The following is a 16,661-nucleotide window of genomic DNA, read 5'->3' as shown; positions in this document are numbered from 1 at the left end:
ACTTCGGTCCGCTTTTTTCATTTCCGCTGTTCGGGAGGGACTCAGCCGAACTGCTTGCGCAGCCGCTCCAGCAGATTGCGGGCGCTGTAGTAGTCGAGACGGAAGGTGTCCAGGCCGGCGGCGTAGACCTGCTTGTTCCTCACCGCGGCGTTGCCGGCCAGGAAGGGGTTGGCCAGCACGCTCGGCACCTGGGACTGGTCGGCGTTGAACAGGATCATCGATTGGCCGCGCAGGCCGTCGGCGAACTTCTCGCCGGACAGCTGGATGATGTCGTGGCGCACGCCCATGCTGGTATTGCCTTTGACGCTGTCCGGCGCGGTGGCCAATTGAAAGCCCAGCGACTGCAGCAGCTTGCCCTGCGCCGACTGCGGCGTCCACAGATTGGCGCCGGCGCCGTCTTCGTAATAGACCAGCGCCGCCGTCGGCTGCGGCGGCAGTTTCAGCGCCGCCTTCACCCGGGCGGCCTCGGCGTCGAAGCCGGCGATGGCGGCGCGGGCGTCGGCCTCGTGGCCGGTGGCCCGGCCCAGCAGCGTCGCCAGTTCCTGCCAGCTCTTGTCGTCGTAGTTGATCACCAGGGTCGGGGCCATCTGGCTCAATTGCTCGTACAGCTTCAGCGCTGAGTCGCCGCCGGTGCCGGCCATCACGATCAGGTCCGGCTGGGCGGCGATGATGGCCTCGGCGTTCGGCTCGCCCTGGTATAGCGGCGTCACGCCGCGCTGCCTGGCGACCTCGCCCCACTGGGTGAAGAAGCCCTGGTCGTCGGTGGCCTTGGAATGGGCGGCGCTGCCGCCGCTGGCGACGACCGGCGCGTTGATGGCGAGCAGCGTGCCGGTCAGCGTCACGCTGGTGGAGACGATGCGCTGCGGCACGCCTTGCAAGGTCAGCTTGCCTTTCGGCGTGTCCAGCGTGCGCGGCCAACCGGTCTGGGGCGCGGCGTCGGCCTGTTGCGGGGCCGGCGCGTCACAGGCGGCCAGCAGCAGGGTCAGGCCGGCGGCGAGAGTCAGCCGCAGGGCGTCGCGGCGGCTTGCGTGAGCATCAGGCATTGATAGTCCTCGTTGTTCTACAGTGTTGTCATGCTATTTTATTGCAATTGATAAGTATTATCATTAACATTTCCGCCCAGGCCAAGCGCGGCGTCTTCGGCGCGCCGGCTGGGACGGCGGCTGCCCGCGGCTTTGACTCTGGATACGGAATGCGCCCGCGCAGTGCGTCGGGCCGGAATGCACGGAATGATGCGGATATTGACGGTTGTTGCGATGGCGGCGGGCCTGGCCGGCTGCGGGGGGAAGGAACAAGCGCCGGAGGCGGGCAAGCCGCCCGAGGTCGGCGTGGTGAGGCTGGAGGCGAAGGACGTGACGGTCAGGACCGAATTGGCCGGCCGCACCGTGGCCTATCGCAGCGCAGAAGTCAGGCCGCAGGTGAACGGCATCGTGCTGAAACGGCATTTCATCGAGGGCGGCCCGGTCAAGGCCGGCGAGCTTCTTTATCAGATAGACCCGGCCGGCTATCGAGCGGCCCTGCGGCAGGCGGAGGCGACGCTGGCCTCGGCCCACGCGGCGCTGGGCAGTTTGAAGGGGCGCGCCGAGCGCTATGCCGAACTGGCCGCGATAGACGGCGTCAGTCGTCAGGAGCGCGAGGAGGCCGACGCCGACTACCGCAAGGGGCTGGCCGCGGTGAGGGCCGGCGAGGCGGCGGTGGCGGCGGCCATGGTGGATCTGTCGCGCACCCGCGTGCTGGCGCCGATTTCCGGCCGCATCGGCCGCTCAGCCGTCAGCGAGGGCGCGCTGGTGACTTCGGGCCAGAGCGCGCCGCTGGCCACCATCCAGCAGCTGGACCCGATGTATGTCGACATCGTCCAGTCCAGCCAGGACCTGCTGGCCTTCAAGCGCCGCCAGGCCGACGGCGAGCTGGCGCCTGGTGGCGCGGCCGCCAGGCTGAAGCTGGAGGACGGCGCGCCGTACCGGCATGCCGGCAAGCTGCGCTTCGCCGAATTGAACGTGGACCGCGTCTCCGGCGCGGTGACGCTGCGCGCCGAATTCCCCAATCCCGAAGGCCTGCTGCTGCCCGGCATGTATGTGCGCGCCGAGCTGGAGCAGGGCGTGCGCCGACAGGCGGTGCTGGCGCCGCAGCAGGGCGTGGCGCGCGACGACAAGGGCCGCGCCACCGCGCTGGTGCTGGCCGCCGGCGACAAGGTCGAGCAGCGCCTGCTGACGACCGAGGGCACCCACGGCGCCTATTGGCTGGTGACGAAGGGACTGAAGGCGGGCGACCGCCTGATCGTCGACGGCCTGCAGCGCGCCCGTCCGGGCGAGGCGGCGCTTCCGGTCCAGGCGGGGAGGGGCTAGACGATGCTGGCGCGTTTCTTCATAGACCGCCCGGTCTTCGCCTGGGTGCTGGCCATCGTCATCATGCTGGCCGGCCTGTTCGCGCTGCGCGCGCTGCCGGTGTCGCAATACCCGGACATCGCGCCGCCGACGGTGATGGTCAGCGCCAGCTACCCCGGCGCCTCGGCCCAGGTGGTGGAGACCAGCGTGATCCAGGTGCTGGAGCAGGAGTTGAAGGGCCTGGACAATCTGATGTATTTCAGCTCGACCAGCTCCTCGTCCGGCCAGGCCGAGATCATGCTGACCTTCCGCCAGGGCGCGAATCCCGACACCGCCCAGGTCCAGGTGCAGAACAAGGTCAGCCAGATGCTGGCGCGGCTGCCGCAGCAGGTGCAGCAGAACGGCCTGTCGGTGCAGAAGATGCAGGGCGACTTCCTGCTGATCGCCTCCTTCTACGACGTCAGCGGCCAGCGCGGCGACACCGACATCGCCGACTGGCTGGCCAGCCATGTGCAGGACCCGCTGAGCCGGGTCGACGGCGTCGGCTCGGTGCGGGCCTTCGGCGCGCCGTACGCGATGCGGGTGTGGCTGGACCCGCACAAGTTGAACAGCTACGGGCTGATCCCGTCCGACGTCGGCGCCGCCATCTCCAAGCAGAACACCGAGGTCTCGGTCGGCGAGCTGGGCGCCTTGCCGTCGCCGCCGGGCCAGCAGCTGAACGCGATGGTCACCGCCTGGTCGCGCCTGTCGACGCCGGAGCAGTTCCGCGACATCGTCGTCAAGGCGCTGCCGGACGGCGGCGCGGTGCGGCTGGGCGACGTGGCGCGGGTGGAGCTGGGGCAGGAGGACTACGGCAGCAGTTCGCGGCTGAACGGCCATCCGGCCTCGGGCCTGGCGGTGATGCTGGCGCCGGGCGCCAACGCGCTGGCCACGGCCGAGGCGGTGAAGGCCCGCGTCTCCGAGCTGGAGCGCAATTTCCCGCCCGGCATCCGCGTCGCCTATCCGGAGGACACCACCCATTTCGTCAGGCTGTCGATACGCGCGGTGATGGAGACCTTGCTGGAGGCGGTGGCCCTGGTGGTGCTGGTGATGTACGTCTTCCTGCGCAACTGGCGCGCGACGCTGATTCCGGCGCTGACGGTGCCGGTGGTGCTGCTGGGCACTTTCGGCGTGCTGTCGGTCGCCGGCTTCGGCATCAACACGCTGACCTTGTTCGGCATGGTGCTGGCCATCGGCCTGCTGGTGGACGACGCCATCGTCGTCGTCGAGAACGTCGAGCGGGTGATGAGCGAGGAGGGGGTGGACGCGCGCGCGGCCACCGTCCGCTCGATGGGCGAGATAGGCGGCGCGCTGGTCGGCATCGGCCTGGTGCTGGGCGCGGTGTTCCTGCCCATGGCTTTCTTCGGCGGCTCGGTCGGCGTCATCTATCGCCAGTTCTCCATCACCATCGTCGCGGCGATGGCGCTGTCGGTGCTGACGGCGCTGACCTTGACGCCTGCGCTGTGCGCGACGCTGCTGCGGCCGGAAAAACCATCGGACAGCGGTCCGTTGGCGGCGTTCGAGCGTCGCTTCCTGCGCCTGCAGTCGGCCTATGCCGGCCACTGGCTGCCGGCCTGGCTTGATCGCCCGCTGTGCGGCGGCCTGGTCTACCTGGCGCTGGTGGCCGGTCTGGCGGCGCTGTATCCGCGGCTGCCGACGGCCTTCATCCCGGACGAGGACCAGGGCACGGTGATGGTGCAGTTCACGCTGCCGACCGGCGCCACCCACGAGCGGGCCGACAAGGTGGCGCGCGCGGTGGAGAAGCATTTCCTGGAGACCGAGAAGGCCAATGTCGAGTCGGTCTACATGCTGTCCGGCTTCAGCTTCGGCGGCTCCGGCCAGAATGCCGGCATGGCCTTCGTCGCGCTGAAGGACTGGTCGCAGCGGCGGGGGGCGGAGAACAGCGCGCAGGCGATCGCCGACCGCGCCACCGCTGCGCTGGCCTCTCAGCGCGACGCCGAGGTCTTCGGCATGGTGCTGCCGCCCATCGGCGGCCTGGGGCAGACCAACGGCTTCGAATTCTGGCTGCAGGACGCGTCAGGCATCGGGCGCGAGGGCCTGGCCAAGGCGCGCGACCGGCTGCTGAAGGCCGCCCAGGGCGACGACAGACTGAGCGCGGTGCGCTCCGGCGCCGCCGACGACAAGCCGCAGCTGAGGCTGGACGTCGACCAGGGCAAGGCCGCCGCGCTGGGGCTGGACCCGGCGAATGTCGCCGACACGCTGGGCGCGGCCTGGGGCGGGCGCTACGTCAACGACTTCGTCGACCGCGGCCGGGTGAAGAAGGTGATGATGCAGGCCGACGCGCCGTACCGCGCCAAGCCGGAGGACCTGGGCCTGTGGTTCGTCCGCGGCGCCGACGGCACGATGACGCCGTTCTCCGCCTTCGCGCGCGCGCGCTGGGAATACGGCCCGGCGCAGCTGAATCGCTACAACGGCCTGCCGGCGCTGCCGCTGTCCGGCTCGGCCGCCGCCGGCGTCAGTTCCGGCGAGGCGATGCGGGCGGTGGAGGCCATCGCCGGCAAGCTGCCGGGCACCCAGTACGAGTGGAGCGGCCTGTCCTACCAGGACCGGCTGTCCAGCGGCCAGACGCCGCTGCTGTACGCGGTGTCGATCTTGTTCGTCTTCCTGTGTCTGGCGGCGCTGTACGAAAGCTGGCTGGTGCCCTGCGCCGCGATGACGGCGATTCCGCTCGGCGTGCTGGGCGCGGTGCTGGCGGTGATGGCGCGCGGTCTCGCCAACGACATCTATTTCCAGGTGGGCCTGCTGACGACGATGGGCCTGTCGGCGAAGAACGCCATCCTGATCATAGAATTCGCCGAGGCGGCGATGCGGCGCGGCGACGGTGCCTTGAGCGCGGCGTTGGCCGCCGCCCGGCAACGGCTGCGGCCGATACTGATGACCTCGCTGGCCTTCGGCGTCGGCGTCGCGCCGCTGGTCTGGGCCGGCGGGCCGGGGGCCGGCAGCCAGAACGCGATAGGCGCCGCGGTGCTCGGCGGCGTGTTGTCGGCGACGCTGTTGACGCTGTTCTTCGTGCCGCTGGCGCATCTGTCGATACGCGGCCTGGCGCGGCGGGTCGCCGGGCGCAGGCCGGTCGTCGCGGAGGCGCGGCCATGAGGCCGGCGGCATGGTGCTGGGCGCTGGCGCTGGCCGGCTGCGCGACGCTGGAGCCGGCCTATCGGCCGCCGGCCGCGCCGGTGCCGGACAGCTGGCCGGCGGTGGAGGCGGGGGCCGCGCAGGCGCCGGCGGCATGGCGGCGTTTCTTCATCGACGCCGGCCTGCGCGAGACGATAGCGGCCGCGTTGGCCAACAACCGCGATCTGCGCGCGGCCGCGGCCAATGTGCTGGCGGCGCGGGCGCAGTACCGGATACAGGACGCGGCGCGGTTGCCGGCCGTGCAACTGCAGGGCAACGCCAATCGGCAGCTGACGCGCGGCGGCGCGGCGGCGCTCGATGCCGACAGCCGCAGCGTCGGCGCCGGCCTCGGCGTCAGCGCCTTCGAGCTGGACCTGTTCGGCCGCGTGCGGAAGCTGGGCGAAGCGCAGTGGCAACGCTACCTGGCCAGCGAGGCCGGCGCGCAGGCGGCGCGGGTCAGCCTGATCGCCGAAACCGCCGACGCCTATCTGACGCTGGCCGCAGACCGCAGCCAGCTGGCGGCGGCCAGGGCCACGCTGGACAGCGCCGAGCGATCGCTGGCGCTGACGCGCGAGCGGCTGCGGCTGGGGGCCTCGTCGCGGCTGGATCTGAACGCGATGGAGGCGCTGCGCCATCAGGCGCGGGCCGATGTCGCCCGCTACCAGGGACAGGCGGAGGCGGACCGGCTGGCCTTGCAGCTCTTGGTCGGCGACGCGCTGGACGAGGCGAGGCTGCCGGCCGGTCTGGACGAGGGCGACTATACGCTGACGGTGCCGCCGCTGGACACGCCGGCCGGCGTCTTGCTGCGGCGGCCCGACGTGCGTCAGGCCGAGCGCCTGCTGCGCGCCGCCGACGCCGATGTCGCCGCGGCGCGCGCGGCCTTGCTGCCGCGGTTCGGCCTGGATGCCAGCGGCGGTCTCGGCGGTCTGACGCTGGGCGGGCTGCTGGCGACGCCGGCGCGGACCTTCGCGGCGGCGCTGAACGTCGGCATGCCCTGGCTGGACGGCGGCGCCGCCCGGGCCGGCGTCGATGCGGCCGACGCGCAGCGGCTGGCGGCGCTGGCGGCCTATGAAAAAGCGTTGCAGACGGGATTCCGCGAAACGGCCGAGGCGCTGGAGAGGCGCGTCGCCATCGCCGACGAGCGGCAGGCGCGGCAGGCCGCGCTCTCCAGCGCCGAGTCCGCCCTGAGCCTGGCCCAGTCGCGTTACCGGCTGGGCCTGGACGGTTATCTGAGCCTGCTGGAGGCGCAGCGCGCGGCGCAGGCGGCGCGCCAGCTGTCTATCGCCGCGCGCCTGGCCGAGGCCGGCAATATGGTGGCGCTGTACCGCGCGCTGGGCGGCGGGGCCGACGACTGAGTCCGGCGCCGGGCCCGCGCGGTCACGGGTTCTTGTGGTAGGCGAACCAGTGCGCCGTGCCCGGTCCGACGGCCTTGTCGGCCCGGAGCACGAAGGCGATGGACGGGGGCGTGGCCGGAGACGGCCGCTCCGTCTGGGCGTATACCTGGCATTGGGCGTAGAAGTGGTTTCTCGCCTCGGTCGCGCCGGTTTCCGCAAGCTTGGTCCAGCGATACCATTTCCTGCCGTGTTCTTCGAAAATCAGCCCGGTGTCGGCCAGGCCGGGCCTGCTGACGTCGACGTCGTTGCCGGCCACATAGGTGGGCGGCAGCGCCGGCGAGCTCAGCGACAGGCAGACCGAATCGGCCAACTGGTCGCCGATCGCGTCGGCATGGGCCAGCGGGGACGCGGCCATGGCCGAGAGGATGGCCAACGCCGGATAAAGACGGGTTTTCATAGCTGCTCCAATCGTCGAGTCGTCATGTGGAAAGCTGTGGTCTGCCGGCCGGGCTGCTCGCAGAAAGACTTTGAACAGACTCTGGGGCCATTGTGTTGTACGCAATCCGACAAGCGAATGGCAATAATGTTTATTACTTAAAATGCCATGGAAATGGTTTGGCGGTTCCTGCGCCGTCGGACCCGCGGCCGCCGTCTTGCCAGGCGGGCCGTCCGGGTCGCGTTGCCCGGAGAATATCGTGAGCTGGCCTTGAGAAAAGCCCCTGGAGGAAGTTTCCGCCAGGGGCTTTTCGCATCGGCGCGCGGGACGGGCGGACGCGGATTTTCCCGACGGCGGAAGCGCTGCCGGCATCGTGATTATTACCGCCGCGGGGAACTAGTGATTCAGGCTGATATCTACTCGTCATGTATTGCTTATGAAGTTATGTCGAGGTAGTATAATTTCCAAATGTCATGAATTTTTGACATTGAAGTGCTTAATCGCTTTTGTGCCCCCGAGCGCTGTTGAAACGGCCGGGGACCCGTCGAATTCGAGTTTGCAAAGGAAGTGGTGAATCGCAATGGACGTATCCGCGCGCAAGAAGCTTGTATCTGAATACCTGTGCAAATTGGCGGGACAGCAGGATCTGGATGAGTCGGTCAACATCTTCGAAACCGGCCTGGTGAACTCCCTGGCCGTTATCCAGCTGATTTCCTTCCTCGAAAAGAACTTCAGGATCAAGGTCGAGATAGACGATCTGGATCTGGCCAACTTCTCCAGCATCCAGGCGATCTGCGGTTTCCTGGCAGGAAAGGCCGAGGCAAATGTTTAAGCGCTTCCTGTCGCCCGAGCAGAACGAGTGGCTGCAGGCGTTCGAGCAGTTTTCGGCGGAGGAGGTCGCGCCGCACGCTGACGAATGGGATCTGCGGGAAGCGACGCCGCCGGCGGTGGTGCAAAAGCTGGCGCGCAACGGCTGGCTGGGCGGCCTGGCGAAGCCGGAGAACGGCGGGCTGGGCTTCGACGCCGTCACCTTCGGCTTGCTGAACATGGCGATCGGGGCCGGAAGCGGCTCGCTGACCGGCCTGCTGAACGTCCACTCCATGGTGTTGAAGACCATAGAGAGCTGGGGAACGCCGGAGCAGAAGCGGCGCTTCCTGGCGCCGCTGGTCAGCGGGGAGGTCATAGGCGCGTTCGCGCAGACCGAGGTGGCCGCCGGCGGCGACTCCGGGAATCTGTCGACCCGCTTCGAGGACGCAGGCGACGATCTGATCGTCAACGGACAGAAGACCTGGATCACCTTCGCCCAGACCGCCGGCCTGTTCCTGGTGTTCGGGAAATTCCAGGGCCTGGACACCGCCGTCCTGGTGCCCGGCGACACGCCGGGCCTGACGGTGAGCGCCAAGCGCAATATGCTGGGCTTCAAGAGCGCCCACCTGGCGGTGCTGGATTTCGCCGATTGCCGGATTCCGAAGGCGAACATCGTCGGCAAGCCGGGTTTCGGGCAAAGCCTGATCTCCAGCGGCGCGCTGGACTACGGCCGCATCAGCGTGGCCTGGGCCGCGCTCGGCATCCAGCAGGCGGCGCTGGCGGCATCCGCCCGCAGGGCCGGCACTCGCTCCACATTCGGCTCCCTGCTGGCCGATCAGGGCATCATCCGCGGCTATCTGGCGGAAATGTCGGGCAGCCTGCTCGCCTCGCAGCTGCTGTGTCTGTCGGCGGCCAGGGCCAAGGATGCCAGGGACGAAGACGCGCTCGAGCAAATCCTCCAGGCCAAGCTGTTCGCGTCGCACGAGGCCGGCGCCGCGGCGGCAAAGGCCGTGCAGATACACGGCGGCCACGGCTGCGACGAGGGCAACGGCGTCAGCCGGCTCTATCGCGACGCCAAGATTCTGCAGGTTGTCGAAGGCAGCAACGAGCTGCAGAAAATGCTGATCGGCAAGGCGGTGTGCAACCGCTATCTCGCGGCGGAGCTGCCCGGATGAGCGCGGCCCGCGACTAAAACTTTCCCGAATCGACAAGGATGCGCACGCCCAGCCGCCGCCGGGCGGCGCCGCCGCGCGCATCCGTTCCGCCCCGGGCGCTGACGCGCGCGGATGGGGCGGCGCGCGTCCAGCGCCGTGGCTCGCCACGGCGACACCGTCAGCAAGCAGGAGGATTTCGGCGTCATGCAAACCAATCGACTGATTACCGATTATTTCGCCGACACGGCGCGGGACAACCCGGACCCGGCAATACGGTGGGGCAAGGGCATGACCCTGTCCTGGCTCGAGCTGTACGCGAGGGCGCGGCGGCTGGCCCGCCATCTGGCCGTCGAGCGCGGCCTGCGGCGCGGCGACTGCGTCGCCATCGGCCTGGAGCGCAGTCCCGATTTTCTGGTCGCGGCCTATGCGGTGCTGCTTGCCGGCGGCGTGTATTTTCCGTTGGACGCCAAGACCCCGGCCGCCCGGATGGCGGCCATGCTGGAGACCGCGCAGTGCCGTCTCGCGTTCTGCGCCGAGGCGCAGGCCGGCCGCTTCGCCGAGGCGGCCGCCGGGCTGGCCCTGATCCCGCGCGAACAGCTGGATACGATCTGCCGCGCCGGCGGCGATGCCGGTTACGACGCGCCCCGCCTGCGGGCCGACGATCCCGCCTACCTGATCTTCACCTCCGGCAGCACCGGCGCGCCCAAGGGCGTGCTGGTCAATCACGGCGCCTTGATCAACCGGCTGCAGTGGCATCAGCTGCATAGCCGGATGACGGCCGCCGACATCATCCTGCAGCGGACTGCGCTGACTTTCGATGTTTCGTTGTGGGAGCTGTTCCTGCCGGCGCTGAACGGCGCCAGCCACTACCTGTTGCAGCCGGGCCTGGAGTCGTTCGCCAGGGGCGTGACGGCGGCGCTGGACGCGGAGGGGGTCACGGTGGTGCATTTCGTCCCCAGCCTGCTGAAACCGGTATTGCAGGAATTGCAGGACAGCGGCCTGTCGCTGCCGGCCTTGCGCCAGGTCTATGTCAGCGGCGAGCCGCTGCCGGCCAGCCTGGTGGACCGCTTCCGGCGGCAGTTCGGCTCGCGCTGCCTGTTGACCAATCTGTACGGTCCGACCGAGGCGGCCATCGACGTCAGCTTCTACGACTGCGACGAGGCGGCGCCGGCCGCGGTGCCGATAGGCCGGGCGCTCAGCGGCTGCCGGCTGCATATCGTCGATCCGGACACGCTGGCGCTGAAGGCCGACTCGGAGGTCGGCGAGATCGCCATCAGCGGCATCTGCCTGGCCGACGGCTACTACAATCGCCGCGACCTGACGGACAAGGCCTTCGTCTTCCATCCGGACCTGGGCGAGCGCGTCTATCTGAGCGGCGACCTGGGCTGGCGCGAGGACGGGGAGCTCTTTTTCTGCCAGGGCCGCAAGGACACCCAGGTGAAGCTGCGCGGGCTGCGCATCGAGCTGGGGGAGATCGAACACCACCTGCTCAATCACGAGGCCGTCATCGAGGCCGCGGCCTGCGTGGTGACCGACGGCAACGGCGAACAATGGCTGGTCGCCGCCGTCGTCGCCGGCGCCGACGAGATCGATCCGCAGGCGCTGCGCCGTTTTCTCGCCGAGCAGGTGCCGGCCTATATGCTGCCGGCCCGGTATTGGCAGACCGGCACGCTGCCGCGCACCGGCTCCGGCAAGCTGGACCGGGCGGCGATCGCCGGCGCGGTCCGGGAACGGTTTTTCGCAGACACGGTGGCCTGAGCGATGAATAAGCCGACTTTCGAATTGTCCCGGTCGCAACAGGCCGTTTTCACGATGGAAGCCTTCCAGCTGGCCGGCCGCCGCTTCTACCTCGGCGGCGTCGCCCGCTTGAACGGATCGGTCTCGCTGGACGCGCTGGCGCGGGCCGCCGCGGCGGTGCGCGACGCGCAGGACGCCTTCCGCATCGGCTTCGTCGCCGACGAGGCCGGCGACCGGTGGCGCGGCATCCGCCACGAGCGGCCGCACAGCGTCGTGGAATCGGTCGATTTCAGCCGGCACCCGGATCCGGCGCAGGCGTTTTCCGGCTGGGCGGAACGGCAGCTGCTGCTGGACGAGGACCTGGCGCTGGCGCCGATACGGATATTCGCCGTGCGTTTTGCCGGCGAACAGTCCGGATGGTTCGTCAAGGCGCATCACGCGGCGGCCGACGGCGCGGCGATGGCGCTGCTGATGGAGCATCTGGCCGCCGCGCTGGAGGCGGACGGCGGTCCGGCGGCCCGGACGGAATCCGTGCCTTTCTCCGCCATCGCCGACGGCGAGCGGGAATACGAAGGCTCCCGGCGCATGGAACGCGACGCGGCGCATTGGCGCCAGGCCTTCGGCGGCGCGCCTGGCCTGGCCTGCCGCGCGCCGATAGGCGATTATCGCGGCGCCGAGGCGCGGTCCCGGCGGGTCAGGGTCGCGCTGGACGACGAGGACAACGCGCGGCTGAACCGCTTCAGGGACGGCGGCGGTTCGGTGTTCCGGCTGTTCTTCGCCGCCGTCGCCTACGCGCAGATGGTGGTCGAGGACGGCGACGGCGTCTTGCTGCAGGCGCCGATGCTGAACCGCTGGAGCGAAGACGACAAGCGCGCGGTCGCGATGGCGGTGGCGCCGGTGCTGGTCGCGGTGTCGCGCTCGGCCGGCGAGACCGTGGCCGATTGCTACCGGGCGTTGAAGCGGCCGCTGCAGAAGGCGGTGGCGCATTCGCGCTACGCGCCCGGCGCCAGATGGGGCGAGTTCGCGTCGCCGGAGTGGAAGCGAGCGGTGCCGGCCTTCGGCGTCTCCTATCAGACCGGCCAGTTCCAGCGGACCGTCTCCGGCGCCGGCGTCGAAATCGACCATCTGCAGGCGGTCGAGGCCCTGTTCGCCACCATCCACATCCACGACCGCTTCGACGGCGGGCAATTCAAGCTGGAGGCGGACTTCCGCAGACAGTGGTCGGACGGGCAGTGCGCCTCGTTCCTGCGGGCGGTGGTCGGCTATGCGATGGAGGCCGCCGCCGAGGAACTGGGAGAGGCGCGCGGCGCCGACGGCGAGACGGAGGAGGCCGCGGTCGCGCCTATCGGCGTCCATCTGCGGCAAGCGTTCGAGCGCCATGCCGGCAAGCGCCTGTTCAAGACCGGGCGGGACGGGGCCGAGCTCGGCTACGACCAGGGTCTGGCGTGGATGGACGCCTTCGGCGCGCAACTGGATGCCCGGCTGGGCCCGGACGCGGGACCGGTGCTGATCCTGGGCCGGCGCGCGCCGGAAACGACGCTGGCCTACCTGGCCTGCCTGATGGCGAACGTGACGGTGGTCCCGGTCTGCCCGACGACGCCGGCGGCCAGGCTGGCGACGATAGTGCGCGACTCCGGCGCCGCCTTGTGCGTCCACGCGGACGCCGACGAAACGCTGGCGCAAACGCTGGGCCTGCCCTTGCTGCCGGTGTCGCCGCGCTTGCCGGCGGCGGGGCGGCAGGCCGCGAGGCCGGCGGTCGACCATGGCCGGCCGGCCTACATCCTGTACACCTCCGGTTCGACCGGGGAACCGAAGGGCGTGGCGATCTCGCCGACGGCGCTGGCGCACTACGCGCTGGCCGCCGCCGCGGACTACGCCGCCGACAGGCCGTTCAGCGCGCCGCTGTTCACGTCCTTCGGCTTCGACCTGACGCAGACCAGCATCCTGGTTCCGGTGCTGTCCGGCGGCTTCATCGAAACCTGGGAGCAGGATCTGCGCGACGATCCGGCGCTGCTGCGGACCCTGCTCGCCGACGAGGCGCTGAGCGGGGTCAAATGCACGCCGTCTCATCTGTCGCTGCTGATGGAGCACAGTCCGCCGAGGCGGAATCCGCTGACCTTCGTCGTCGGCGGCGAGAACCTGTCCGCCGCGCTGGTCGGCAGGGCGCTGGCCTGCTTCCCGCCGGGCAGCCGGGTGGTCAACGAATACGGCCCGACCGAGGCGACGGTCGGGTGCTGCGTCCATTCGGTCGGCGGCGCCGACGCGGGCGGGACGGCCGACGGAATCACACCGATAGGCGCGCCGTTGGGCGCCGCCAGGATGTCGGTCCGCGACGGCTGGGGCCAGGCGATGCCGCAGGGATTCAACGGCGAGATCTGGATAGGCGGGCCGGTGCTGGCGGACGGCTATGTCAACAGGCCCGAGCAGACCGCGGCGAAATTCGTCGCCGACGGCGGCGGCCGCTGGTATCGCACCGGCGACCTCGGCATGGTGGACGCGCGCGGCGTGTGGCATTGCCTGGGGCGCATCGACGACGAGTTCAAGGTGCGCGGCCACCGCATCCATCCGGCCGAAATCGAGAGCGCGGTGGCCGGCGTGCTGGCGGCGCTCGGCAGCGGCAGCCAGCGCTGGGAGCTGAAGGCGCTGAAGCTGGCGGTCGGGACCGATCCGTCGGCACCGCGCGAAATCGTCGCGCTGTGCAGCAGCGAGGCCGTGCCCGGCGGCGACGCGGCATTCCGCCGCCTGCTGGGGGAGCGGCTGCCCGAGGCCTGGCTGCCGGCGCTGTACTGCACCGTCAATCCCTGGCCGGTCAACGCCAACGGCAAGGTGGACATGGCGGCGCTGGCCGCCGCCGCCAGGAGCCGGCTGGAGGCGGACGCCGCTCCGCTCCGGACCGGCGGGGAAGCGCTCGGGCGGACGGCGCCGTCGCATGTCTTGCCCGACTGGCTGGACGCGTCCTTCCTGCAGCCGATCTGGCCGCAGCCGGTCGATCTGGCCCTGTCCTTCCTGGAGCTGGGCGGCGACTCGATCAAGGCGATCCGCCTGGCGGCACTGCTGGCCAAGCGGGGCGTCGCCGTCGGCGCGGCCGAGCTGCTGGCTTCGGGCTCGCTGGGCGCCGCGCTGGAGAAGGCGTGCGCCGCCGCGGCGCCGGATGCCGCCTCCGATCGGGCGGCGCCTGAACCGGTCGAGGCCGGCTGGATCGCGCGCCTGCCCAGCGCCCGCTGGTTCCGCGAGCAGCGTTTCCGGCACGGCGACCGGCTGCAGCAGGGCGTCGTGCTGCGGATGGCGCCGGAACTGGATCCCGAGCGAATCGACGCCGCGGTGGCGGCGGTCCAGGCCAGGCACGCGATATTCGCGCTGCGAACCGACGCCGGCCTCGGCGCCGGCCGCTTCGATGCCGGCGCGCCCCGGCGCGGCGGCGTGCGGGAGCTGGCGGCGGGCGAGCGCCTGGAGGACAGGCTGCTCGCGCTGCAGCAAGAGGTCAGCCTGGCCGAGCGGCCCAGCGTCCACCAGATCGTCCGCGACGCCGCCTCGGGCCGGCTCCATCTGATCTGGCTGTGCCACCACCTGCTTTGCGACGTGCATTCCTGGATTTTCCTGCTCGACGAGCTGGACCAGGCGCTGGAGGGCGCCGCGCCGCCGGCCGGCGAGGCCGAGCGCGGGGCCTTCCTGTGGGGGCGGTGGCTGGGCGACGACGAGGAGGCGGCGATGCCGGCGACGGACGGCGAGCCTGCTCCGGCGGCGGGCGCCGCCGCAACCGTGGCGCTGACGGCGTCCGGCGCCGAGCTCGGACGGATGGCGCGGCGTCTGAAGGCGGAGCGCGGACAGCTGATCGCCGCCGCGCTGCTGGCGCTGCTGAGGCGGGACGGCCTGCTGCCGCCGCAGCCCGTGGTGCTGTTCGAAAACGACGGACGGGTCTTCGCCGAGGCCGGCGCGCCGGACGGCTGGAGCGCCGAACTGGCCGGCGCCGTCGGCTGGTTCACCGGCTTCAAGCGCCTGCGGCTGGAGCCGTCCGCCGACGGCTTCGAGGCCTGGCTGCGCGACATGAAGGCGCAAACCCACGAGCGCGTGGCCGACTGGCGCGGCCGGCTGGGCCTGGGCGGGGGCCGCGAGCGGCCGCTGCTGAGCGTCAACGATATCGGCTTCGGCCTGGACGGCGGCAACTGGGGCCGTTTCGAGCTGATCCCGTCGTTGTCCGGCGGCTTCCGCCATCCGGACGAGGCCGGTACCGCCGATTTCGATCTGCTGATCCGCGACTGCCGCGACTCCGGCGCCGTGCTGGTCGAGCTGCGCTTGAGCGGCGGCGACACCGACGGCGCCCGCGACCGCCTGATGCGGCTGGACGCCGAACTGGCGTCGCTGCTGGCCCGGCCGACGCAGGCGGCGCTGATTCCCTCGGATTTCCCACTTGGCCAGCTCTCCCAGGCGGAGCTGGATCTCATCGTCAATGGAGTCGCAGCATGACAGCCGCCATCGATTCGGCCAAAACCGTATTCCTGTTCCCCGGCGTCGGCGCGCAGCAGCCGGACATGTTCGCCGAATTCCGGACCTATCCCGAGTACCGGGCCTGCCTGGACGAAGTGTCCGAACAGTCCGGAATCGATTTGCACCAGGCGATACACGGCGAGCGCCGCGATGCGCTGAAACAGGTGCGCGTCGCCCAGCTGGCGCTGACCGCGACCACGGTCGCCATCGCCGCGATCCTGCGCGAGCGCTGCGGCCTGGTGCCCGATTTCATGATGGGGCACAGCCTGGGGCAATACCCGGCGCTGTGCGCCGCCGGCTATCTGGACCTGGGCACGCTGGCCAGGGTGGTCAGCCTGCGCGCCGAGGCGGCCGAAGCCTGCGCCGGCCGGTTCGAGCGCGGCGAGATGTGCTGGGTGCTGCACGTGCCGGCCGAGGTGGTGGCGCAGGAGGTCGAGCGGGCCCGTGCCGACGACGGCGCGGCCATCCACGTCTCGGCCGTCGACGCCTTCGATCAGGCGACGGTGTCCGGCGAAATGGCCGAGATCCGGCGCTTCGCCCCGCGCATCGAAGCGCTGGGCGGCCTGCTGTATCCGTTGAAGATAGGCGGTCCCTTCCACTCCCCGCTGATGGCCGGGGCGCGGGCGCAGCTCGAGCAGGCGCTGGACTTCCTGCCGCCGGCGGACCAGCCGCGGCCGCTGCTGTCGCGGCTGGTCTGCAACGTCAGCGCCGCCGAGCTGCCGGCGGCGGAGCTGAAGTCGTCGATACTCCGGCACCTGACCTCGCCGGTGCAATGGCTGCGCAGCCTGCAGTACGTGGCGGACCAGGGCGTCACCCGCTATCTGGAGATCTCGCCGAAGTCGGTGCTGGACTACCTGACCCAGCGCGCCGGACTGCCGATGCGTCCGCTGTGCGAGCCGCAGCAGCTGTTCGGCTTCGTCGAGCAGGCCAGCGATCCGGCGCGCCGACGCGAACGCTTCGTCCGGCACTGCCATTCCCGTTTGTACGGCCTCAGGTTGCCGGCCGTCGACGCGGCCGCGGCGCAGCAGCTGCGTCGGATCCGGGAGGAACTCAGGCCGCGCGCGACGGGCGCGCCGCCGACGATGGCCGAGTGCGATTTCCTGCTGCAGCGCGTCCGGCAGTGGCTGGACATCGCCGAGGACGGCGGCGAGGCGTCGCTGGCGATGGAAAGGCTGAAACTGCAGCGCATGTACGAAGCGGCGGGGCGTTGACG

10 protein-coding genes are annotated in these 16,661 nt (G+C 70.5%); 8 read left to right on the top strand and 2 right to left on the bottom strand.

Annotated features, from left to right (window positions below; translation table 11 throughout):
- Window positions 1-41: 41 nt before the first annotated feature.
- Window positions 42-1,043 (bottom strand): Fe2+-enterobactin ABC transporter substrate-binding protein, encoded by a 1,002-nt coding sequence (gene fepB / locus WNM05_RS13585; protein ID WP_434627459.1) that lies wholly within the window; start codon window positions 1,041-1,043, stop codon window positions 42-44.
- A gap of 186 nt (window positions 1,044-1,229) precedes the next feature.
- On the opposite strand from fepB, the gene WNM05_RS13580 reads away from it, so the two are divergent.
- The 3 genes from WNM05_RS13580 to WNM05_RS13570 are packed head-to-tail and all read left to right on the top strand — an operon-like array spanning window position 1,230 to window position 6,850.
- Window positions 1,230-2,345: an efflux RND transporter periplasmic adaptor subunit gene (locus tag WNM05_RS13580; RefSeq protein ID WP_434627456.1), complete on the top strand. Its 1,116-nt coding sequence runs from the start codon at window positions 1,230-1,232 to the stop codon at window positions 2,343-2,345.
- A 3-nt stretch (window positions 2,346-2,348) separates the two neighbouring features.
- On the top strand, window positions 2,349-5,477 hold the full coding sequence (locus WNM05_RS13575; protein WP_434627453.1) for an efflux RND transporter permease subunit: 3,129 nt from the start codon (window positions 2,349-2,351) through the stop codon (window positions 5,475-5,477).
- Entirely contained in the window at window positions 5,474-6,850 is a 1,377-nt protein-coding gene (locus tag WNM05_RS13570) for an efflux transporter outer membrane subunit (protein ID WP_434627450.1), read from the top strand. Before WNM05_RS13575 ends, WNM05_RS13570 begins: the two co-directional genes overlap by 4 nt.
- Before the next feature lie 22 nt (window positions 6,851-6,872).
- Here WNM05_RS13570 and WNM05_RS13565 read toward each other — a convergent pair whose 3' ends face one another.
- Complete coding sequence (locus WNM05_RS13565; protein ID WP_434627447.1) at window positions 6,873-7,286, bottom strand: hypothetical protein; 414 nt, start codon at window positions 7,284-7,286, stop codon at window positions 6,873-6,875.
- Between the two features lie 559 nt (window positions 7,287-7,845).
- Here WNM05_RS13565 and WNM05_RS13560 point away from each other — a divergent pair.
- The 5 genes from WNM05_RS13560 (at window position 7,846) to WNM05_RS13540 (ending at window position 16,659) form a co-directional block, all read left to right on the top strand.
- Complete coding sequence (locus tag WNM05_RS13560) at window positions 7,846-8,097, top strand: acyl carrier protein (RefSeq protein WP_434627444.1); 252 nt, start codon at window positions 7,846-7,848, stop codon at window positions 8,095-8,097.
- Window positions 8,090-9,247 carry an acyl-CoA dehydrogenase family protein gene (locus tag WNM05_RS13555; RefSeq protein WP_434627441.1) on the top strand — a complete coding sequence of 386 codons (1,158 nt, stop codon included), beginning with the start codon at window positions 8,090-8,092 and terminating at the stop codon, window positions 9,245-9,247. Before WNM05_RS13560 ends, WNM05_RS13555 begins: the two co-directional genes overlap by 8 nt.
- 183 nt (window positions 9,248-9,430) lie before the next feature.
- Window positions 9,431-10,984, top strand: coding sequence for an amino acid adenylation domain-containing protein (locus WNM05_RS13550; RefSeq protein WP_434627438.1), 1,554 nt, complete (start codon window positions 9,431-9,433; stop codon window positions 10,982-10,984).
- Between the two features lie 3 nt (window positions 10,985-10,987).
- Window positions 10,988-15,427 carry an AMP-binding protein gene (locus tag WNM05_RS13545; RefSeq protein WP_434627435.1) on the top strand — a complete coding sequence of 1,480 codons (4,440 nt, stop codon included), beginning with the start codon at window positions 10,988-10,990 and terminating at the stop codon, window positions 15,425-15,427.
- Complete coding sequence (locus WNM05_RS13540) at window positions 15,424-16,659, top strand: ACP S-malonyltransferase (RefSeq protein WP_434627432.1); 1,236 nt, start codon at window positions 15,424-15,426, stop codon at window positions 16,657-16,659. The genes WNM05_RS13545 and WNM05_RS13540 overlap by 4 nt, the downstream gene beginning before the upstream one ends.
- Window positions 16,660-16,661 lie beyond the last annotated feature (2 nt).

This window comes from Chromobacterium sp. CV08 (genome assembly GCF_051129845.1).
Taxonomy (GTDB): domain Bacteria; phylum Pseudomonadota; class Gammaproteobacteria; order Burkholderiales; family Chromobacteriaceae; genus Chromobacterium.
This window is presented reverse-complemented; position numbering and strand designations above follow the sequence as displayed.